The sequence below is a fragment of the Limnospira indica PCC 8005 genome, from assembly GCF_000973065.1.
In the GTDB taxonomy this organism is placed as follows: domain Bacteria; phylum Cyanobacteriota; class Cyanobacteriia; order Cyanobacteriales; family Microcoleaceae; genus Limnospira; species Limnospira fusiformis.
The window spans coordinates 365,613-387,043 of sequence record NZ_FO818640.1 but is presented as its reverse complement, the minus strand read 5'-3'; the positions used below and the strand labels follow the sequence as shown (position 1 = coordinate 387,043).

24 protein-coding genes are annotated in these 21,431 nt (G+C 43.6%); 15 read left to right on the top strand and 9 right to left on the bottom strand.

Annotated elements, in window-relative coordinates:
- Positions 1-22 precede the first annotated feature (22 nt).
- Entirely contained in the window at positions 23-1,069 is a 1,047-nt protein-coding gene (hypE, locus tag XZ46_RS01720; RefSeq protein WP_006621914.1) for a hydrogenase expression/formation protein HypE, read from the top strand.
- Here the strand turns inward: hypE and XZ46_RS01715 are convergent.
- Both XZ46_RS01715 and XZ46_RS01710 read right to left on the bottom strand, forming a co-directional pair.
- A complete protein-coding gene (locus XZ46_RS01715; RefSeq protein WP_008056544.1) occupies positions 1,052-1,513 on the bottom strand; it encodes a nitrate reductase associated protein in 462 nt (153 codons plus the stop codon). The genes hypE and XZ46_RS01715 overlap by 18 nt on opposite strands.
- Positions 1,514-1,536: 23 nt before the next feature.
- Positions 1,537-3,096 carry a TM0106 family RecB-like putative nuclease gene (locus XZ46_RS01710; RefSeq protein WP_008056545.1) on the bottom strand — a complete coding sequence of 520 codons (1,560 nt, stop codon included), beginning with the start codon at positions 3,094-3,096 and terminating at the stop codon, positions 1,537-1,539.
- 127 nt (positions 3,097-3,223) lie between these two features.
- Between XZ46_RS01710 and XZ46_RS01705 the strand changes: the two genes are divergently transcribed.
- The 4 genes from XZ46_RS01705 to XZ46_RS35985 are packed head-to-tail and all read left to right on the top strand — an operon-like array spanning position 3,224 to position 6,441.
- Positions 3,224-4,399: an aminotransferase class V-fold PLP-dependent enzyme gene (locus tag XZ46_RS01705; RefSeq protein WP_006621917.1), complete on the top strand. Its 1,176-nt coding sequence runs from the start codon at positions 3,224-3,226 to the stop codon at positions 4,397-4,399.
- A gap of 21 nt (positions 4,400-4,420) precedes the next feature.
- On the top strand, positions 4,421-5,308 hold the full coding sequence (gene yhdJ / locus XZ46_RS01700) for an adenine-specific DNA-methyltransferase (RefSeq protein WP_006668885.1): 888 nt from the start codon (positions 4,421-4,423) through the stop codon (positions 5,306-5,308).
- Positions 5,289-5,987, top strand: a complete 699-nt coding sequence (locus XZ46_RS35990; protein WP_008056554.1) for a hypothetical protein — start codon at positions 5,289-5,291, stop codon at positions 5,985-5,987. The genes yhdJ and XZ46_RS35990 overlap by 20 nt, the downstream gene beginning before the upstream one ends.
- 25 nt (positions 5,988-6,012) lie before the next feature.
- Entirely contained in the window at positions 6,013-6,441 is a 429-nt protein-coding gene (locus XZ46_RS35985; protein WP_006621920.1) for a hypothetical protein, read from the top strand.
- A 58-nt stretch (positions 6,442-6,499) separates the two neighbouring features.
- Here XZ46_RS35985 and XZ46_RS01690 read toward each other — a convergent pair whose 3' ends face one another.
- Positions 6,500-7,216 (bottom strand): phosphoribosyltransferase, encoded by a 717-nt coding sequence (locus XZ46_RS01690; RefSeq protein ID WP_006621921.1) that lies wholly within the window; start codon positions 7,214-7,216, stop codon positions 6,500-6,502.
- Between the two features lie 57 nt (positions 7,217-7,273).
- Here XZ46_RS01690 and XZ46_RS01685 point away from each other — a divergent pair, with 57 nt between their 5' ends.
- Together XZ46_RS01685 and XZ46_RS01680 are read left to right on the top strand one after the other, a co-directional pair.
- A complete protein-coding gene (locus XZ46_RS01685; RefSeq protein WP_006621922.1) occupies positions 7,274-7,978 on the top strand; it encodes a uracil-DNA glycosylase in 705 nt (234 codons plus the stop codon).
- A 110-nt stretch (positions 7,979-8,088) separates the two neighbouring features.
- Positions 8,089-8,253: a ubiquitin conjugating protein gene (locus XZ46_RS01680; RefSeq protein WP_228116453.1), complete on the top strand. Its 165-nt coding sequence runs from the start codon at positions 8,089-8,091 to the stop codon at positions 8,251-8,253.
- Positions 8,254-8,396: 143 nt separating this feature from the next.
- Here XZ46_RS01680 and XZ46_RS01675 read toward each other — a convergent pair whose 3' ends face one another.
- From XZ46_RS01675 to XZ46_RS01650, 6 genes are all read right to left on the bottom strand, one after another.
- Entirely contained in the window at positions 8,397-9,968 is a 1,572-nt protein-coding gene (locus tag XZ46_RS01675) for a flotillin family protein (protein ID WP_008056571.1), read from the bottom strand.
- Positions 9,969-10,015: 47 nt separating this feature from the next.
- Positions 10,016-11,380 carry a flotillin family protein gene (locus XZ46_RS01670; protein WP_006621925.1) on the bottom strand — a complete coding sequence of 455 codons (1,365 nt, stop codon included), beginning with the start codon at positions 11,378-11,380 and terminating at the stop codon, positions 10,016-10,018.
- 89 nt (positions 11,381-11,469) lie between these two features.
- Positions 11,470-12,078: a hypothetical protein gene (locus XZ46_RS01665; RefSeq protein WP_006621926.1), complete on the bottom strand. Its 609-nt coding sequence runs from the start codon at positions 12,076-12,078 to the stop codon at positions 11,470-11,472.
- 120 nt (positions 12,079-12,198) lie between these two features.
- Positions 12,199-13,056 carry a shikimate dehydrogenase gene (locus XZ46_RS01660; protein WP_008056574.1) on the bottom strand — a complete coding sequence of 286 codons (858 nt, stop codon included), beginning with the start codon at positions 13,054-13,056 and terminating at the stop codon, positions 12,199-12,201.
- Between the two features lie 174 nt (positions 13,057-13,230).
- Entirely contained in the window at positions 13,231-14,577 is a 1,347-nt protein-coding gene (locus XZ46_RS01655) for a P-loop NTPase fold protein (RefSeq protein ID WP_008056576.1), read from the bottom strand.
- Positions 14,578-14,665: 88 nt separating this feature from the next.
- Positions 14,666-15,739, bottom strand: coding sequence for a J domain-containing protein (locus XZ46_RS01650; RefSeq protein WP_008056578.1), 1,074 nt, complete (start codon positions 15,737-15,739; stop codon positions 14,666-14,668).
- A 198-nt stretch (positions 15,740-15,937) separates the two neighbouring features.
- On the opposite strand from XZ46_RS01650, the gene XZ46_RS01645 reads away from it, so the two are divergent.
- The 8 genes from XZ46_RS01645 to XZ46_RS01610 all read left to right on the top strand — a co-directional run bounded on the left by XZ46_RS01645 (position 15,938) and on the right by XZ46_RS01610 (position 21,347).
- Positions 15,938-16,120 carry a DUF8624 family small hydrophobic protein gene (locus XZ46_RS01645; RefSeq protein WP_008056580.1) on the top strand — a complete coding sequence of 61 codons (183 nt, stop codon included), beginning with the start codon at positions 15,938-15,940 and terminating at the stop codon, positions 16,118-16,120.
- Entirely contained in the window at positions 16,113-16,580 is a 468-nt protein-coding gene (locus tag XZ46_RS01640; RefSeq protein WP_006621930.1) for a GNAT family N-acetyltransferase, read from the top strand. The genes XZ46_RS01645 and XZ46_RS01640 overlap by 8 nt, the downstream gene beginning before the upstream one ends.
- Before the next feature lie 314 nt (positions 16,581-16,894).
- Positions 16,895-17,638 (top strand): HEAT repeat domain-containing protein, encoded by a 744-nt coding sequence (locus tag XZ46_RS01635; RefSeq protein WP_035759910.1) that lies wholly within the window; start codon positions 16,895-16,897, stop codon positions 17,636-17,638.
- Between the two features lie 10 nt (positions 17,639-17,648).
- Complete coding sequence (locus XZ46_RS01630; RefSeq protein WP_006668894.1) at positions 17,649-18,257, top strand: molybdenum cofactor guanylyltransferase; 609 nt, start codon at positions 17,649-17,651, stop codon at positions 18,255-18,257.
- A 64-nt stretch (positions 18,258-18,321) separates the two neighbouring features.
- A complete protein-coding gene (locus XZ46_RS01625; protein WP_006668895.1) occupies positions 18,322-18,522 on the top strand; it encodes a hypothetical protein in 201 nt (66 codons plus the stop codon).
- Between the two features lie 15 nt (positions 18,523-18,537).
- Entirely contained in the window at positions 18,538-19,272 is a 735-nt protein-coding gene (locus tag XZ46_RS01620) for a class I SAM-dependent methyltransferase (RefSeq protein WP_006621934.1), read from the top strand.
- A 237-nt stretch (positions 19,273-19,509) separates the two neighbouring features.
- Positions 19,510-19,764 (top strand): hypothetical protein, encoded by a 255-nt coding sequence (locus XZ46_RS01615; RefSeq protein WP_006621936.1) that lies wholly within the window; start codon positions 19,510-19,512, stop codon positions 19,762-19,764.
- 8 nt (positions 19,765-19,772) lie between these two features.
- Complete coding sequence (locus XZ46_RS01610) at positions 19,773-21,347, top strand: hypothetical protein (RefSeq protein ID WP_048894888.1); 1,575 nt, start codon at positions 19,773-19,775, stop codon at positions 21,345-21,347.
- Positions 21,348-21,431 lie beyond the last annotated feature (84 nt).

The window sequence follows — 21,431 nt, the reverse complement described above, 5'->3', positions numbered from 1 at the left end:
ATTTCAGCCAATTAATTAACCCATGGAAAGCAACCCCGACTTTAATTTAACCTGTCCTATTCCCATTGACAACTATCCCCAAGTTTTATTAGCGCATGGTGGTGGTGGACGATTAATGAATCAATTAATTGAGCAAATGTTTCGTCCCGCCTTCGGCACATCATCAGATATTCCCCATGATGCAACCACCCTGACTTTAACGGGCAAAAAAATCGCAATGACCACAGATTCTTATGTGGTTAATCCCCTATTTTTCCCAGGGGGAGATATCGGTTCAATGGCAATTTATGGAACTGTGAATGATTTAGCTATGGCGGGGGCGCGTCCTTTATATCTTAGCGTGGGATTTATCCTCGAAGAAGGACTACCCATGACCACTTTATGGCAAATCATTCAAAGGATGCAAATGGCAGCTAAAGGGGCTGATATTCAGATTGTTACCGGGGACACCAAAGTAGTAGATCGCGGCAAGGGAGATGGCATATTTATTAATACAGCAGGAATTGGAATTATTGAACATGAATTAAGGATTTGTCCTGAGTCTGTACAGCCAGGTGATATCATCTTAGTTAGTGGTGATTTAGGTCGTCATGGTATTGCTATTATGGCAGTGCGTGAAGGGTTGGAATTTGAAACCACAATTGAGAGTGATTCTGCACCAGTGGCTGACCTGGTTTTAGAATTATTAAATGCAGGGGTAGAAATTCACTGTTTGCGGGATTTAACTAGAGGTGGTTTAGCTAGTGCTTTACATGAAATAGCGACAGCCAGTAACTTACAAATGGAAATAGACGAGAATCAACTACCCATCCGGGAAGATGTCCAAGGAGCCTGTGAAATTCTGGGTTTTGACCCTATTTATGTAGCGAATGAAGGTCGTTTTGTGGCTTTTATACCTGCTAAGGATGTTGAAAAAACCTGCTCAATTTTAACTGCCAAAAATCCCCAAGCGTCTGTGATTGGTCAAGTTCAAGACAAAGCTGGGGGATTAGTGACTATGCGAAGTAAAATCGGATCGACTCGCATTGTTGACTTACTCAGTGGGGAACAACTACCCCGCATCTGTTAAGTTAAACTCTTTCATGGCTGGAATAAAGTTGGCGTTTTCATGGTTAGAACGACTGAGTTTAATCAATGCAAAACGCTGGATAGGTGTGAGTTTTTCCCACTGTTCTACAGAAATTTGTAAATGGGTTTCGGCGGCTTTATTTTGGACGGCTTCAGGAACTTGACTAGCATCTAACCAAGCTGGCTGTGAATCAACTGGCAAATCTTTTAGGGGTATATCTGTATATTTACTGGCGAAATCTTGCAGTAAATTACGATAGGTATTAATATCGTTTTGGGTTTCGGTCGGGTGTTGTATTAATTGTTGACGCACCGACAGGGGAAATTGATTCCAGTGGGCTAGTTTTAATTTAATCCCACAGGTATCGAGTTTGTAGCGAACCGCCATAGGAATACAGCGTAGGGAAGAGACAAAATCATCCTCAAATTTAAACAAGTGACTCATTATTTACCTATTACAAAGTTGACCTACAAAAAATTGACTTCTGCGCCAACAGATTGACTGTGGATAAAATCGGCTAACCACCGTCTAACGTGATAGGTAGCACGACAATCATCTTCATTATAACGAACGATCGCATCTAATAAACTGCGATCGCCTGTTTTTAACCATTCCTCATACCAACAAACACATTGCGCGCCATTAGCCTTAGCATCTCGCCACTCAAAACCCATCCAGCGTGCGATCGATTTTAAGGCGTAGCTTTCCACAGGTAATGTGACGGTTTCTACAATTTGATAATGAACATCAACTAAGCGTTTAATCAAAGGTCGCCACAAATAAGATGGAGTCTGATACAGTTTAGCCAAACGGCTAATAGTTTTGGCTTCATAGTCGCAAAAGTGGAAAATTGGCGCAATGGGATATCGCCACACGAGGGTTAAAAAATGCTCCCAGGCTATTTGTTCATCGGCGGTAGTTTCGGCTAATAAGGGATAGAATTTTTCCCTTTGCGATCGCCTATCAACTACCAACACACCATGAAGATAATCTAAGTTTAGATCCGGCTGTGCTTCAATATCAAAATATAGTTCTACAGGTGCTTGTAACCAAAAGGGATCTGGCAGATATTTATGGCTGGTTTTTGTCGATAGTTTAACATTAATAATATCATCAATATTTTGCTTGAGAATGGCTTGATTTTTCCAAACAGATTCAGCTTGCCTAATTACTTGGACAGCGACACCATTATCAAACTCTGGATAAGTTTGGAGGATTTCGGGTTGAGTTTGTGCGAGAGACTCAACACTGGTCAAATTTAAACTATTAAGGCGAGTTTGACGAATGGGGGTAATTCCTGGTAATAAACAGATATTTTTTTGGGATTTAGCAATATCATGGCAGTTAGTATACCATTGACAGAGACTGCATTTTTGGCGACTGATAAAAATATCCGGTTCCTGAGCGTTTTTGATCAGAGTCAGATAATCCTGGACAATTTCCCGCATTTGAGGAAGTCGCTGTTTGAGGTCTACGGAATAAGCACCGCGATCGCGTAATAGTAGCACCACTTCTTCTGGCATTACCCCTTGAATCGCCGCCAATATTTCCCCATGAAATACGGCTACAATTTGATAATCAAGTTTCGGACGTTTTCCTAGGCGGATATCTTGGGGGATATATAGCCAATCACCAAACTGGGAAGCCCCAGGTTTTTTGACTAACAAATCTGGGCGACTGAGATAACTTACCTGTTCAGGGAGTTGGTCAAAAAAGGAGCGATCGCCATAAGCAGAATCGGAGGAATGGCTATGATATAATAACACCCCACGGTAAATATAATCTACTCCCTGCCGCATCAATTCTAGGGTAGCTTGCATTCCGGCTTCCCAGTCTTGTGGGGGATATTTAGGCTGTGAATAAATGCGATCGGCAATGATAGTTTTTCGATAGGTGACACTATCAGCTATCAATTTCAGGAGAAAATCGCTAGGGGGTTCTTTCAGGGTGCGATCGCCGTAGACATCTAAAAAGGCCCGTCGATCGCAACGTTGGTAAAATAGAAGCTGTTGATCTTCGATCAGCATTAATATTGTTGAGGATGGGCAAGGTAAATTTATGATTATAGGCTATGGTAGCACCAATTCTGATGTAGATGGGTTAGTTGTTGAAAATTCGTGGTAAAAGTGGATCATAAGGCGATATCTGATACCCATGAACAAGTCATTAGAAACCCACCGACAAAATTTTCCAGCTTTGGAGAATAAGGCATATTTTAACTATGGGGGACAGGGACCCTTGCCACAAGTCTCGATGGATAAGATTATCAAATCCTATCAGTTTGTCCAGGAGTGTGGTCCTTTTTCCCAAAAGGTAAATAGCTGGGTTCAGCAGGAGTTAGGCTTAACACGGGAGGCGATCGCCTCTGAGTTAGGGGTACAATCTGCAACTATTACCCTGACGGAAGATGTGACCGTAGGCTGTAATATTGCCCTATGGGGGATTGATTGGCAACGAGGAGATCATCTATTAATCTCGGATTGTGAACACCCAGGGGTAGTGGCCACGGTGGGGGAATTGGTGCGGCGGTTTCAGATAGAGGTATCTGTCTGTCCCCTGTTAGAGACTTTAAATGAGGGTGATCCGGTAGAGGCGATCGCATCTCGAATCAAATCCAACACTCGCCTGGTAGTAATTAGTCATATCTTATGGAATACAGGACAGGTTTTGCCTCTCACCGCGATTATGCAAGCCTGTAAAGCCGCTTCAGGAGGGGTTAGGGTATTGGTGGATGCGGCGCAGTCTGTAGGGGTTCTGCCGTTAAATTTAGCGGAATCTGGAGTAGATTTTTATGGTTTTACGGGTCATAAATGGTTATGTGGTCCAGAGGGTTTAGGGGGTTTATACGTCAGTCCTGATGCTGTATCAGATCTGAGTCCTACTTTTATCGGGTGGCGGGGTATTGAAGTTGACGAAAGGGGAACACCGACTAATTGGAAATCTGACGGAAGACGCTATGAAATAGCCACCTCAGCTTATCCTTTGATGGTGGGTTTACGAGAGGCGATCGCTATTCATAACCAATGGGGAACTGCCACCGAACGTTATCAACAAATTTGTAATCTTAGTCAATACCTATGGGAACGTTTATCAGAACTTCCCCAAATTGATTGTTTACGCACTTCTCCACCAGAATCGGGTTTAGTATCATTTAAAGTTACCCAAAGTCTCCCCCACCCACAGATAGTCAGAGCCTTAGAATCGGAAAATATTTTAGTGCGAACTATCCTCGACCCCGACTGTATTCGCGCCTGCGTTCATTATTTCACTCAGCCATCAGAAATTGATGAACTGATTACTTGTCTGGCTAAAATATCGGGTGGCGGCTAATTTTAAAGGCGATATATCCTTATGTTTCAACGGTATCAAGATGATAGAAATACTATATTTCATGGAGATGCAATTCAGATTTTATCTAGTCAAATTGCAGCTAATTCTGTGAATCTGATTTTTGCAGATCCTCCCTACAATATAGGGAAGAAATTTTCCAAGTTTCATGACCAATGGAATTCCGAAGAAGATTATATCAATTGGTCATATCAATGGCTTGATGAATGTGTCAGGGTATTGAAACCTAACGGAACATTATATGTAATGACCAGCACTCAATCTATGCCATACTTTGATATTTACTTGCGGCAAAAAATGTCAATTCTTAGTCGTATTGTCTGGCATTATGATAGTTCTGGAGTGCAAGCAAAGAAGTATTTTGGGTCTATGTATGAACCCATACTTCATTGCGTGAAAGACCAGAAAAATTATATTTTCAATTCAGCCGATATTAAAGTGGAAGCCAAGACTGGCGCACAACGTAAATTAATTGATTATAGAAAACCAGTACCTACTCAATACAACAGTGAAAAAGTGCCTGGTAATGTCTGGTATTTTCCCCGTGTAAGGTATCGCATGGCAGAATATGAAAATCATCCAGCACAGAAACCAGAATCATTGTTAGAAAGAATTATTCTAGCAAGTACCAACACACATGATTTGGTACTTGATCCCTTTGCTGGAACTTTTACCACTGCGGCCGTAGCTAAACGCTTAGGACGAATTTCTATGAGTATAGAATCTCAAGAAGAATATCTTAAAATTGGTCTAAGGCGGGTTTTAGGATGGCAAGAATACCAAGGAGAAAAGCTACTACCACCCGCGAAAAATCAGACTAAACAAAATACCAATTTTCCTACAAATCAATTCATTCAACCCAGTATTTTTGATGCCGATACTACAGCATGAATTCACTCTAAAGATTATCGAAATTCTCAATTCTCATTTTCCCAATCAGGGAGAGCAAGTTTTGATAAATAGTGAGTTATTGCAATATCTCAATATTAAAACCAAAGCTGCTAATCGAGGTTCTAAATCACGGGCTGGATTTGCTAACCACTATGCTATCTATGTATTAGTTGAAGACTATCTCAATAATAAATTTCACATTAGAGGTGGCTATGATGATTATGAAGGGGCTCAGTTTATTAATCTTTTACAGAGACAAAGACAACTTCCCTTTGGGAATAAACTGCAAAATCATGCCCTGAATCATCGACTAAATCAGGAGTTTAAAAAATACTTCCCCACTTTATCTTATGTACCGGTAATCAGAGATACAAAAACTAATAGATACTGGATAAATGAAAATCTGCTTCAGGTTTCTATCAATGGTAATCAAATCAACATTGCTGAGGCAATCATAGATATTATAGATGCTTTTGTGATAGCCAGAAGACAGTCTTTTAATCAGTTTATTATCTATTGTAAACAGATGATTGAGATTCATAACCAAGAACCTTTACAAGCTATTGAGTTTATTCGCAGTTTGTTAAACAAGGATGTAGATGCCAGAGTGTTTGAAATTGTGAGTTATGCGATTTTAAAACAGTATTACGGAGAGCAAAAAATCTACTGGGTCTCTTAATAGTCTAAATACTGAATACTTAATTTTGTATAAAACTGGTAGAACTAATGCGAATGATGGTGGTATAGATTTTGTGATGAAACCCCTAGGTAAATTCTTCCAAGTGACAGAAACTATTGATGCTGGTAAATATTTCTTAGATATCGATAAAGTACAGAGATACCCTATTACCTTTGTTGTGAAAACTGAACAGCCACCGGAGGAAGTTTTAGATCAAGTTAAGAAACAAGCTACAGCTAAATATCATATAAAAGCTATTGTTCAAAGATATTTAGAGTCTATAGAAGAAGTCATCAATATCCCCGAACTGATGCACCGTTTTGATGCAGTTTTAACACAAGGAAAAGCACCAGATGTAATTGAGGAAATAGTTATACAAAGTCGTATTGAGTTTCACCTGGAAACTGAGGAAAATGATCTGATTAATTATCAAGATGAGGGTAGACTAATTTAATCAAGTATCTGGGTAAAAACTGTGAGATGATGATAATTATTGCCTCCCATATCAAAATCTAAGATAACCATTCTGTTTGCTGCTGAAGACAGGCGATCGCTATAGTAGTTTCCACCTGGTCAAATTCCTGATAAAAACGGCTAACACTCAGGAAAACTTCTGGTGTGGCTAGGATAATTAGTCGATCGCATAACTGTTGTAAAGAATTGACTAACTCGATAGGTGCGAGGGGAACACAAATCCAAATAGCGCCGGGTTTTTGCGATCGCAAAGCCTTAATCGCCGCTACCATAGTCATACCCGTAGCAATACCATCATCAACTACTATAATTAAATTATCCTTAACCGAATTAGAAGGACAATAGGTGGCGAATTCCTGCCATTGACTATAGGCTTTTTCTTGTGCGTCACGCAGAATAGAATGGCTTTCCCAAAACTGGCTAGGACGACGGTTAGACCAAATCACATAACCATCAGCAGTAACAGCCCCTAATGCTAACTCGGGATTATCTGGCTGGGTGATTTTTTTAGCCACAATTACACTGAGGGGACAAGCCAAACGGCGGGCTATCGGTTCAGCCACGGGTAAACCCCCCCTCGGTAAAGCATACACCAACGGACTCATAGCCCCAGGGGAGTCGGTGGTAATCTTATCAATAACTACCTGAGCTAGTTCCTCCCCGGCATGGGTGCGATCGCGAAATAGTGGGTTAGGGAACATAATCGGTTCATCCTTAGCAGTCCCGTTAGATATATAATGACTGGTGTGGCTCATAGTTGCAACTATCCCAGTTCAGCATATACCAGGATTTGAACTTTTACTTAGAAATTCATGTCTAACCAAGACCAACAACTCAGCCTTTTCGATATTCCTAGTCTTAATCAAGACCCTGAGTCCGTAGATTTTGACCTAGAAGAAATTCCCAAAAATGCTCATACTCCCATACCGCCGGGAACCTATCAAACTCTTGCACAAATTGCTGATCATTGTAATAGGTGCTCGCGCTGTCAACTGGGAAAAAACCGCACTCATGCTGTGATTGGTCGTGGGAACCCCACCGCCCCCATTATGATTATCGGAGAAGCACCAGGACAACATGAAGATGAACAAGGTCTTCCTTTTGTGGGTAGATCTGGACAGCTTCTTGATAAGATTTTAGACTCCGTAGGACTTAGTACAGATACCGAAGTTTATATTTCTAATGCTATCCGCTGTCGTCCCCCGGAAAATCGCACCCCAACTGCTTCAGAACTCCAAGCCTGTAAGCCTTATCTATTAGAACAAATCCGCCTCATTAATCCTCAAATTATCCTCCTCACGGGGGCGACTGCAGTTAAGTCTCTTCTAGGAGATAAACGCCCGATTACTAAAATTCGCGGTCAGTGGTTTCAGTGGGAAGGTCGTCAATGTATGCCGATTTTTCACCCCGCATACCTACTCAGAAATTCCTCCCGAGATGTTGGTAAACCTAAATGGTTAATGTGGCAGGATATGCAAGCAGTACGTCAGAGGTTAAATGAGATCCAATCACATTAATTTGAATATAAACCTCCCCACACCTACACCCTCTATTAATTGTTCTCAAATCTGAAAATTACATAAATTTTGCTAATTTATACGGCTAGATAAATTTGATTTTTAAAATATTGTTAAGAATTGATACAATTTTAGGGCAAATACCTCGCCAAAAGTTGACGAGATTATGGGGGTTATGCTATGCTCTAGGAAATCGCACCCAAGGGGTTCCTCTGTCTATTTCCCAAAATCAAGGCTACAACCCTGATTATGTGGCGGTTATAATTATTATCTGAGCAAAAAATAAAACTGGCGATGCACGAGTTTTGGGGTTGAAAGCGGGGTCGATTTTTAGACCTATTGACAAAAACGCCATTTTGTGCATAGACCGATCCAGAGACAGATCCCCCACCCTAGAGGAGAGGGGGGGGAATAGAATCTAATCCTGTTCTAGCCACATTTGCAGCATAGCGGTAGGGATGTAGATAGTAGGGTGATTAAACATATTTCGGATCGCCTGAGTTCCCTGAGACTTGAAAACCATCTGTAAACGACGCTTGAAGTTAGGATACTGTCGCAAAGCCTGAGCGATCGCCTCTTCAGCCTCAGCATTATTCTTAGTATTTTGTGCGACATGATCAAGTAGTTGTTTAACCTCGGTCTGTAGGCTTTGTGTAGTATCTTCTGGCTTAGGTGCAGCGCCATTAGTGCGGCGTACAGCTTGACCATTAGTGCGGGCAGATTTGAGATTTTTAGCTGTTGAAGCAGGTTGAGGTTGAGAAGAACCGCCGCCCCAATTTTGGACAGCCGTCGCCACATCAATACCGGTAGTTTGGCGCAACTCTTCCAAAAACGCAGCCATTTTAGAAGCTGTATTCCCCTTATTAGCATCAACAATAGTAGCACTATCAACAGTAATTTCAGGAACAGTAGAAGCCATAGTTTTTAGTAAGACTTCCAACTTCTGATAAAGGAAAATTTCCCGAGCATTAGGACCGGCTGCTTTCCAGGACTCAGCCAGCCGTCGTGTACCTTCAGCTTGAGCTTTCCCATCTTCAATAATTTGGGCAGCATCCCCACGCGCCCTAGCGATCGCCTTTTTACATTCCGCTTCTGCTGGTGCGACCACATCAGCTTGTAGTTGCTGTTCTACCTGCTTAATCCTTTCTTTTTGAACAGAGACCTCAGCCTGAGTCCTAGCCACCTCAGCGGCTGTTTCCGACTCCGACTCTGCGACCACCGCCGCCCGTTTAGTCATAGCATCAGCCACCCGGCGTTCAGCTTCCGCCTTAGATACCTCTACCTCAGTTTCCAACTTTTTCAACTGAGTCATTTTATGATTTTCCGCAGTACGGATAGCAGCATCAGCCTTAGCTTGTGCTTCAGCAACACGAGAATCTCTAAACAATTCCGCCCGTTGTTGTCGTCCAATCGAGTCAAGATACCCCACCTCATCGGAAATATTTTGAATTTGGAGAGTATCCAAAATCAACCCCAGTTGTTGTAAATCATCTTCAGCTTCTTCGAGGAGACTTTTAGCAAAAGCCAATTTATCCCCATTGACCTGTTCAGGGGTAAGGCTGGCTAACACCCCGCGCAGGTTTCCTTCCAGAGTATCTTTAGCAATGCGTTCAATTTCCTGGCGAGTTTTCCCCAATAAACGCTCGATCGCATTATGAATTGTGGGTTCTTCCCCAGCAATTTTAATATTCGCCACCCCATCAACCTGTAAAGGAATGCCTCCTTTCGAGTAAGCATTAGCCACCTTTAACTCAATAATCATATTGGTTAAATCCATGTGAAAGGCTTGTTCTAACAGGGGTGTCCGAATGCTGCTACCACCTTTCACCAGGCGATATCCCACAGTGCGATCATTTTCTGTTGAGCGACGACTACCCGCAAAAATCAACACTTCGCTAGGCTGACAAATATAGTAGAGATTGCGGATAATAAATACAGTGGCTCCGCTTCCTAAACCTAGGGCTGCTAATAAGGCGATGATAATTTCCATAATTCCTATACCTGTGTTGGGCTGCCATGAAATTTACTGATTGTTATTTAATTTCTGCTTGTGTTCCCCAAAGTCCTAGATACATTAATTCCCAAAGTGCGATCGACACTTTCGAGGAATTGACGGAAAATTTCCGGATAGGCGCGAACCAAACCAGCGATCGCTTCTCCGTCTCCACTATCAATCACATTGACATATTCCAGACCAACCCGGCGGGGAATTTGGGCAGCTTCCCGCAATACCATCTCGATTTGTTGTAAGTAGAACAGTTCCGAAGCATCCTCGCCCATTTCCTGCCAAACTGCGTTAATCAGGTCGTTTACTTCCGCCGCCGCGCGGGCATTTTCCGCTAAAGCAGCCGCATTACCTCTGGCTTGCAGTTCCCTAGCTTGTCGTTCCGCGTCCGCAGGTAGGACGGTATCAGCTTCGAGTCGTAACCTTTCCAACTCAGCGCGGACAGTTTGCAGGAGTTGTTCAGCCCTAGCGCGGGCTTCTTTACCAGCAGCGATGGTGCGTTCTTCTTCGGACCTAGCTTGCTGTTCAAGTTCGGCGCGAATTTTCCGCAGTTCGTTTTCTTTCTTTTGGACAAAGGTTCTGGCTTGACTTAGGGCGACTTCCGATTGGCGGCGACAGTCGGCTTCTACCTGTTCAGCTTCAGCGACAGCATTAGATTCGGCAATTTCGGCATCTCTGGCAATGAGAGCAATTTGGCGCCGACCGATGGAGTTAAGATAATCGACATCATCAGAGACGCTCTGAATTTTGAGGGTGTCTAATTGTAATCCTAATCTGGCTAAATCCCTGGAAACATCCTCAGCGATATGTTCAGCGAACCGTAGGCGGTCTTCGTTAAGCTGTTCGGGGGTGAGGGTGCTAACAACTCCCCGCAGGTTTCCTTCTAGGGTTTCGCGAGCAACGCGGGAAATTTCGGAGCGATCGCGGTCTAAAAATCTTTCGATCGCATTTCCGACGACTTCAGGATCGTTGGAGATTTTCACATTGGCGATCGCTTGAATATTTAGGGGTGTTCCCCCTTTGGAGTAGGCGTTTTTGACTTCAACGGGAACTGGCATTGTCCGCAAGTCCATGGTTTTGACGGTTTCCAGAATGGGAATACAAATAGCCCGTCCACCAAAAATCACCCGATAACCTACCTCCCGTCCGTCTTTGGTACGGTGTTTGCGACCAGACAAAATCAGGACCTCACTGGGTTTGCAAATCTGCATAAAGACATTGAGAAACCAGATTAAAACCAATACTCCAAAAATTGATAGGGCTATGGGTAGGGCAGTTATAATCTGATCACTTAGCTGATTTGTGTTTCTTCCTTGAGTCGGAATTTGTGCCTGGGCTACCAAGACGACTATTTCTTGGTTCTGTTTGTCTAAAGATGCAACAAATTTCTGATTCATAGTTTTTCCCCCAAAAGGGTTTGAGCAAACATTTAAAAGGTGAAATGTCGGGTCATCCTATCCGCTTACCCTGACGTTGGACTTGTCGATTATGCTTCTGAGACACCGAAGGATGCTTCTGAGACCACCAAAACTTTATTTTTCTCCATTCCTACCACAAAAACGCGATCGCCCTGGGAAAATTCCTGATTTTCTTCAGTAATTGCGCTCAAATACAGCACGGACCCTCCGGCGCTGAGGCGTACTTTTCCACGACTGTCTCTATTAAAGGGAATTTCCACGATGGCGGATAGACCAATGAAATCATGGGATTGAACTAAACTGTTGGCTTGTTGCGATCGCAGAATATCAAAGACCCACACGACAGCAGTTCCGCAGGACACCCCAATAGCGATCGCTGCTGTAGCCACAAAAGCCGGGGTTAAGTCGGGGTTCAAAACTGACATAATTGTTCCGGTCAACCCAAAAAAGCACACCCCAAAAGTCCAGAAGCGCACACTCCCAAAAGGCAGCCTTAACCGGAGAGTTTTTCTTTTGGATCTATGGCTGGGCTGGTTTTCGGTATCATCCCTGCGATGTTCTAATTCTACATCGCTATCAAATTCGCCCTCAAACTCTACACCGTCTAATCCCTCCACAGCGGCTAATATGACACATACTCCACCCACCGTTAGACAGACAATATATAGGGTTATCATAATTTTGTCCCCATTTACCTAAAAATACTTGCTAGGGTCTTAATCTGTCGGTACTACTGCACCATTCCCCAGGGGCAGGTTGTCCCACCGAAGAGCCGACCCGTCCCCTACCATTATAGCTCAATTATCGATGATTAAAGATTGACGCATTACTGAGATCGGGATGGGTTGTTGTAGCCAAATTTCCAGGGCGGCGGCTCCTTGTTGAATCAGCATTTCTAAGCCATCGATCGCCACAGCACCTTGATTTTTAGCCAGTTGTAAAAAGCGGGTAGGGCGGGGAGTGTAAATCAAATCGTAGGCGATCGCCCCAGATTTTAAACCCTCAAAATTTTCGGCATCTACCGGAGAGCGATCGATATGGGGAGACATTCCCACCGGGGTAGTATTTACCAATAAATCTGCTTGTTTAATTAAGGGGTTTAATTCCTGCCAATTGTGAACATTAACCTTAATAGGAAGGGGAGAATGTAGCCAACTTTGCCTAAATTCTTCTAACTTTTGGGGGTTTCTGCCGACGATATGAATTTCTGCCATTCCCAATTCAGCACAACCAGCGACTACGGCTCTAGACGCGCCGCCATTACCTAAAATCACGGCGATTTTTTCATGCCAATTGGGGAAGTTTAAATCCTTGAGAGGAGCCAAGAAACCCGCTACATCTGTATTAGTACCACTCCAACCTTGATCACTGTACCAAACGGTATTAACTGCCCCTACTGCTGTAGCTAATTTAGACACATTATCTAGTAGGGGAATAATGGCTTGTTTGTGGGGAATGGTGAGATTAAATCCCTGAACACCGATAGCTTGAAAGCCTCGATAAGCTGATGCTAACTGGTCAGGAGCCACTGGAAAGGGTACATAGACATAATCAACGCCGAGATGAGCGATCGCGGCGTTGTGCATAATTGGGGACATAGAATGTTCCACAGGATAGCCAACAATTCCTAATAGTTTGGTTGTGCCTTTAATCATCAAAGTTTACCGGTATTGACATCGGTAACATTTTACGATAAAACTGGTGTACAGCCCTTTCAGTAATCATGTAATACGATTTCAAAGTCCCTCTCCCTGCCTAGGAGAGGGATTTAGGGTGAGGGTAACGTTTTAAGTTACTTGCGAACAAGCTGTATTAATACTAACTAACTATTAAAGGTCAATCAGGTTAAATTGATTGGCTTCGGCGATAACTGGATTAATATCAAACCAATATTCATCCTCATGGCGATATTCAAAGACCCATAAACTGCGTAAGAGGGTTTGATATTCCCTGAGACCCATAATTTTTTTAGTTTGGGCGACCTGACGTAAGAGTTGCCATTCTTCTGATGATATAGCCAACAGTAACTGATGACAACGTTGGCGGATGACATTTTCCAAGATACTCCTGACAATAGGTGGATCTTCTTGTTGTAAACAACTATACAGGAGGGCGAGTAAAGTGCGGACATGACCACCACTCATAATACAGAGGCGATCGAGAGTTTCTGCACTATCAAAAACCTTAGTAATTAAATGAGTATAATTATTGAGGTCAATAGCGGGAAAAGCTCGCACCATGACCATTTTTCGCAGATGTTCAATACCTTCTGGGTATGGTGTACCATCAGGAAATTTAACCGGAACCATGGGTAGTGTTTTAGGTTCACTAGCAAATCGGCTGGTTAGTCGTCCCAAGTCGCTGGAGAAAATTAACCCGATGGGAATAGTATAAACGACATGGCACTGAAGTTGATTGAGTTGGTCGCCGCGATCGATAAATAAATATTCTGGTTGTGGTCGTCCGGTGGCGCTTTTGGAATTCATGATCCGGTCGAGGTTATCAATAATGACGACTAACCCGGCTTTTCCCTGTTGTTTGAGTTGTTGAATGGCTGGAAGTAGTAATTCTTGATTGATGGCTTCCAGGATATTATTAGTGCGCGGTTCGAGGTATTGTCGTAATAGCGATCGCAGGTCGCGGGAGTCTTTGGCTTTAGCGGTGAGTTTACCAATTCCGACGGTGAGGGAAAATTCCCCCGGTTCCGAGAGTCCAGGGATGGCCAGTTCTGCTTTGACATTAATTTGGGTGTTAATGACATCAAGTAAACCCTGAATCAGGTTTTTAAAGCCTATGGGGTTCAGTTTGATGTTCATTGATTCTACACTTTCGCTGACCTGACGGGCGATCGCCAACAGGATATCAGTAATATCTACATCAGCCATATCTAAGTCTTTAGAGGACTCAAAGTAGACTACATGAAATTCCTGCTGTTCTAATTCGGCTTTCAGGCGCAATAATTCTGTCGATTTTCCCGAGCCGATATGTCCGGTAAACAGTTGACAGGTTGGGCTATCGGGGGAGAGACGGGAAATGGTGCGAGCAATTTGTTCGATGAGTGTACCTCCGCGAACTTGGGAAAAATTGATATAATATTTTCGCTCTTCCGGGTTCCCTACGTCTATGGTTTTGGCGGGGTTACACGCCCGAAAAAATTGGCGTAAATCTAGTTTCATTGTTGTCCACTCAATTTAAAGATTTTGACCCTAGTTGAATTTTCGGGTGTTGATTATACTAATCCGTAGGTTATGGAGAAAATTTACGTTAATTTGATAGAAGTTTACCTAATGTCAATCCTAAGCCGGAAATCGAAACTAATATCAAAGCGGTATAAAATTTGTTGAAGGAAACCAATAATTTTTCCCCGGCTACCATTTGCGCGACTACGCCAAAAATAATGGCAATGGCTCCCCAAGCGCCGACGATCGCATCAAGTCCGGTGTTGGCGATCGCCGCTCTGACTGCCCCAGACCCGGCTCCTGACCACGCTCCTAACCACGCTCCTAATTGAAATCCGAACCAACTACCAACGCCGCCGCGTTTTTTGACTTGAAACATAGCATCAGAAATAATGCCAATTATCCACCCAGTCGAAGAACCAATTATTCCCCCAATTAGAGATCCTAAACCATTCCCGGTTTCAGCCCCGGCTACCCAACCAGCGATCGCTAAAATTCCGGTGAAGCTAAACCCCCAAATAATCGTGCGTGAGTTACTATCGGAACCGATAATTGACCCTAAAGCAGTTCCGGCTATAGCCCAGGCGATCGCGGTAATTAGCCCCCCCGCTTGACTTCCGGCGATCGCTCCCGCTATTCCTCCCGCTATCATCAGAGAAATTAACCAAGGATACTGGGTCTGGGAACCATAACTGGCTTCTAAAGATAGTCCTACCCAAACCAATGCGACTAATAACCACGTCCCTGGGTAAATGTCTAAATATCCTAAAATCCAACCTACTAGGGTATAACTGAAAAATGCCCCGGTTAACCAACCCCAGGGGATGAGTTCGTCACTGGTCTCCGTTTCCCTAGGATTGACTTTCGGGGGTCTTGGTGGGGGTTGAATAGGTGTGGCGGTTACTGGTGGGGTGGGTGGCGGCGGGGAGATGACTGGGTAAGGGGAGAAGTTGGGATCCCTTAATAGGGTCATGAGGCGATCGTAAGCATAGTTGATCTCTTTGAATTTTTCTGTAGCTTGATACTGAATATGGGAGTCGGCCGGATAGCGATCGGGATGCCATAATAATGCTAGAGTCCGATAAGCCTGTTTGATTTCCTCTAGGGAAGCACCAGGTTTGACGTTCAGAAGTTGGTAGTAGCGATCGATATCGTCCACAGTTAGGAATTTTAGGGCTTCGGTAGTTTATGGAATTATGGCAATATATTAGGACATTCCACTAATTTAGCACTCCCCCAGCCAGACACCCCCATAATGTTGGGTTCATCCCTGTAAGTTTGGCATTTCAGGTCAATCAGGGTTACAATTAACTATCAGATTTTTTCCCTTTGATAACTAACTGCTAGAGTTCCCGTTATGGCTTTTTTTCGTCAATATATCGCGCCACTGTTGGTGGTTATGATTTTTCTGTTGGCTTTGGTCGCCGTTAGTGCGCGTATTTTCCTACCGGGTGATATGCAAGCACCAGCACCTATGGGAGTCATTAACTCTTCAGGGGAGATGGCCCCCATTGTTCATAAATTAATGATCCGTGTCTGAAATTTTGGTCACCGGTTATACTATCCGTTCTGGATCTACTCGCGATCGCTCTTTGTTGGTTAAGTTCATGAATCGCACCTATCGGGAATTGTACCCCGATCAGGATTTCTCTCACCTGGCGAACACTGTAGAACAGTATTTCTCACCCCAAACCCCTCTCTGGTGGGTGGAAATGTCCGGCGGTCCAAACATCACCCCGATCGCCTGTTTATGGATGGGAACTGCTATTAATCAGGTGACAGGCGATCGGATTTCTCATATTTTTCTGGTTTATGTTCACCCAGAACATCGACGACGGGGAATTGGGGCGGCTTTGATGAATTATGGGGAACAATGGACTCAAACCAGAGGCGATCGCCAAATCAGTTTACAGGTTTTTACTAACAATAAACCCGCTCTGAGTTTGTATGAAAAATTGGGCTATCAACCTCAATCTTTGGGTTTAGTTAAGCAGCTCTAAATCCGATAAATGATATCCTCTACATTTTGGGAGGGCGCGTCACACCCAATAAATAATATAAATAATCACCCGACAATTGAACACTGAGGCATCTTAGTAAATATCAATTATAACTATCAATTGTAAATTCTCAGTCATGCTCTAGGGCGGGTGAGGATTAAGGCGGCGCTAACCTTGACCCGGAAAGAAGGGGCAAATGTTCACCCCATGGCCCAGCTACTGTATGATAAACCCCCCACCCACCCGATCGCCAAACTAATTATCAATTTAGTATGGGGGTTATAGAAAACCAATTTTTTGGTAGAATCGAAATTATGGAGGATCAAGATCTGAGTGTAGTTAATTTTGAGCAAACCGCTGATAGTCCCCTAGACCATTGGCAAGAGGAAGAAGCCCCTAAGCCAGATCCAGAGGAAATGTTGCCGTTGCTTGAGTCCCCGGAACCGCAACACCGGATGATTGCGGCGCGGGCTTTTTGTGAACTTCAAGACCAACGGGCGATCGCACCTTTGATAAGTTTACTAGAGGACTCCTGCCCCCTCGTGCGGGTAAGCGTCGCCTATGCTTTGGGGCGTAATCCTAGCCCGGATGCCGTGGAAGCCCTAATTAAACAATATAATTCCGATTGGAATGGTTATGTCCGCAAGGGGTTGGTTTGGGCTTTGGGAAATTGTCGCGATCCGAGGGCTTTAGATACTCTCCTAGAGGCTATTAAAACTGATATTCCCGCCGTGAGACTCTGGGCGGCTAGTTCTTTGGGTCAAATGGCTAAGGTGGGATATGATGGGGTGGTCAAAGCTATTCCCCCCGTGATTGAGGCTTTGCGTGGGGATGAGGTGGCTGCGGTTCGCAGTAACTGCGCTTGGTCTTTGGGACAGTTAAGCCGGGAATTACCTTCTAATGTCGTCTATGCTGGGGCGATCGATGCCTTAATTGAAGCCCTAGAGGAGGATGAGGATTTGAGTGTCCGCGATGATGCTAAGTCTTCTCTGCTACGGGTTGGTGATCCGCGCGGGTTACAAATTATTGAAGAGTTAAAGATTGATGGCTTAATTTAGGTCTTTGGGAATGGCTGATAATTTCCTGGCGGCTTTAATTCTGGCGGGGGGACGTAGTTCTCGCATGGGTCGGGATAAGGCTTTAATTCCCGTGGCGGGGGTTCCCCTACTGCGCCGGGTGGTTGAGGCGGCGGGGAGTTGTTCTCAGCAGGTCTATGTATTAACACCTTGGCCAGAACGTTACCAGGCTGTGGGGGCTAGTTATAATTTGCTGATGGAAACTAACCCCGGTCAGGGTCCAATGGTGGCTTTGGCTACTGGGTTGAGTCAAATTGACTGTCTTTGGCTATTGTTGCTGGCTTGCGATTTACCTCAACTACAACCCGATATTTTGCGAGGCTGGAAGGAGCAGTTAACTGTGGTCCCACCATCCCATTTGGCTATGATTCCCCGTCATGGGTCGCGGTGGGAACCTCTCTGTGGATTCTACCGCCACCAGGCTTTAGAATCTTTACAGGAATTTATGGCAACTGGAGAGCGATCGCTGCAACGGTGGCTAGATCAGGTTCCCGTAACACCCATATCAGTCGTAACTGTAGAATCCCAGATGCTCCTCAATTGTAACACCCCAGAAGATTTGAGGGCGATCGCATCTGAGGGAACATCTGCAGACCTTTGATAATTTCTGATAAGATGACAGATAATCGCTAATACCACTTAAATTAGGCAAGCAGAGTCATATTATGAATGTCCTAATTCCGATCGCACTATTAATCGTCTATGTTGGTGGAGTCTGGAAGTTTTGGTCTGGGTTTGGGCGCACCAACTTTGAAAAGAGTTTTGGAAATCGTGTCTCATTATCATTATTATGGCCGATTTTGTTGATCGCTAATCGTTCCTATCGCCAAAACTTTTCTAAAGCTCTAAAAGGCTCGAAGCGCTAATTTGTATCAGCTATAATGTCTAAAAAACCAGACTCTAACCCTTCCTTGGGATTTTTCGGATTATCAACTGGCGGGACTGCTGACCAGTGGCAGTCCCAAATTACTTCCGTAGCCCGCCGTTTTAACCAGGAATATCAAGGCGAACCTTTTGAACTCCCCGAAGAAGTCGAAAATATGCCGATTTTTCGCGATCGCATTTCGGGAACTCTCCAACAAAAACTCACTTCCCCATTTTGGGAGTTAGCCAAACCTCAGAAAAATCAATATTGTTTAGATATTGGTTGCGGAGTAAGTTTTTTAATTTATCCCTGGCGAGAATGGAATGCTTTATTTCATGGTCAAGAAATTAGTTCCGTGGCTAGAGATGGTTTGAATTCCCGAAGTCCTCAGTTAAATTCTAAGTTATTTAAGGGGGTTGAACTAGCCCCCGCTCACCAGTTACAGTACGAAACTGGAAAGTTTGATTTAGCTATAGCCACTGGCTTTAGTTGTTACTATCCCCTGGAATATTGGCTAGAAGTTATGGCGGAGGTTAAACGAGTCTTAAAACCACAGGGAATTTTGGTATTTGATATCCTCAATGGGGAACTACCCCTAGCAGAAGATTGGGCGATTTTAGAGACTTATTTGGGAACGGAGGTTTATTTAGAATCTCTGGAAAATTGGGAAAGTTTGATTAAAAAAGCTGGGGCTAAGATTGTTAAAAAACAGTCGGGGGAATTGTGGGAAATGTATAAGGTCAGATTTTAGTTATTCCGTAAGTTAGTGGCTGCTATGCCATCACTAAGTTAACAGATTTGCCCAAATTGGGGGATAAGGGGTTTTGGGGTGATTGACCTCTGCGGCGATCGCTCAGTTTGTAAAGAAATATGACGATTGCGTAAAACCTGCGAAATTTGTCGATAACTCCATAGAACATTCGAGCAAAGGTGAGCAATGGTCTATTCCAGTTGGCGCGCGCGACCACATCTCCCAGGTGACCAGGAGATGAAAACCATCAGCCACAGGACGATTTTGGGTCTGATACTATCGGCGATCGCATTTTCGGCGATCGTCAAAAGTGGCGAATATCTCCTCTGTGAAAATTCCCCCGCTTCTGATGATTCACCTCCCCTCGGTCAGTTGTGTGATCAATTCACCAAACTTGGCGATCTGATCGGGGAGGTTTTTCTATTCAGCCAAACGCCACGACACAACAGCTTTTTAGATTCGCAGGACCAAGGAAACAATTATTTTATTTGAGGGTTTGAATGGTGTTTAAAGAGCAATATGCACTACAACCAGGGGGACCCGAAAGATTGGTTGTTTCCTGGGAGAAGGGATGGCAAAATTTTACCATTTATTTAGATGGACGGGAACTCGGTAAATTTGTCAATCCTCAAGCTATCAAAGACGGACAATGCTTTGATTTGAAAGACGGCACGCAAATTAAAGTTAAGCTGATTCGTGACTTTATTTTTTGGTATTTACAAATTCTGTGGCGCGATCGACCGGTTCCCGGTTCCGAAACCGATCCTGAAACTCAACTCCAAAAGGCTTATAACATCTTTACGAACATCTGGAAAATTGGGGCTGGTATTGTTGGCTTAGTATTCCTTTTGTCTTTATTCGCCATCAATGAGGTAGGTGCTGGGGTAATTCTTCTGCCTTTATTTTTACTATCGAATATATCACCATATTTTCTAACTGCTTATTTTCTGAAACGGAAAGCAAAACTAGCAGCTTATTTCGCCATCTGGTTTGTGTTTGTCTTATATATTTATGCTTGGCTGGCATTTTGGATGTCAGTATTGATGAGCATTTTCTGGGTATTAGCGAGTTTAATGAATGGATTCGGGACTTTTATAGCTGTCATCATATCAGTTTCACTATTAAATATATTTTTACGTTGGGTATTGCATTTATTTTATACTGCCTTCAAAAGGGTATGGGCTGCGCCGTTCGCCATTTATCAACTCGATGAAAAATGGGGATTAAATTCTGGGGTTCATCCTAATTACCAATATCAAGATAATGTCAATAATCCTATTCCCATTCAATCAAATTCGGCTATTTTGACCAATCTTTCCAATCTTACAAATAGACCACCTGCACCACCACCTGCACCTGCACCACCACCACCTGCACCACCACCTGCACCACCACCACCGAAACCACCAAAACCACCAAAACCGATGACTCCCCCTATACCGAGGAGGGTAAATAATGCAGCGATCGCCAAAATGCAAACCTTGAATCCAGAGGGTTATAAACTTTATCAAAAAGCCGAACAATCCCAAGATCCTCACATCTTTTTTCAAGCCGGAGAAATGTACGATCGCAGCTATAGTTCATTCTGGGGAGATGGCATTTTTTCTGGCAACTATGATCGCCATTTTATCAAAATGTTGGGGATATCAATTGATGTGGTGGGAATGGAAACCGCCAAACAGGAAGCCACAACGATTATCAAAAATTCCCGCGATTCTTTAGTGATTAGTTGCTTGTGTTATCTGAAAGCCATAAAACTCGATTCTAATCACTACTGGTCAACCTTAAAATTAGCAACAGCCCTGACAGCAGCATTACAAATTGAGGCATCGCTAACCTATTGGCGACAAGCCTTAAATCTTGAAAAACAGGACACTTTATCAGCCCTAACTGCGGACTCGATGGGATTTGATAATCGTTCGACTGCCGCCAAAGAAGTGATGTATAAGTTAGGACTAGGCAGCAACCCGCAAGACTTCGACTCCCATTTTCTCAAACAGCAGGCGATCGCCAAAAAACTGCTCTGTGATCACCCTTACTTGAGCGACAATATTCCTAAATTAAGAACTGGATAAATCATGATAGTTAAGATTTGTTAAAATTTTCGGATAAAACTTGCCAAAATAGCGGAAGACAATTAAAGTATAAATAATCAAGGT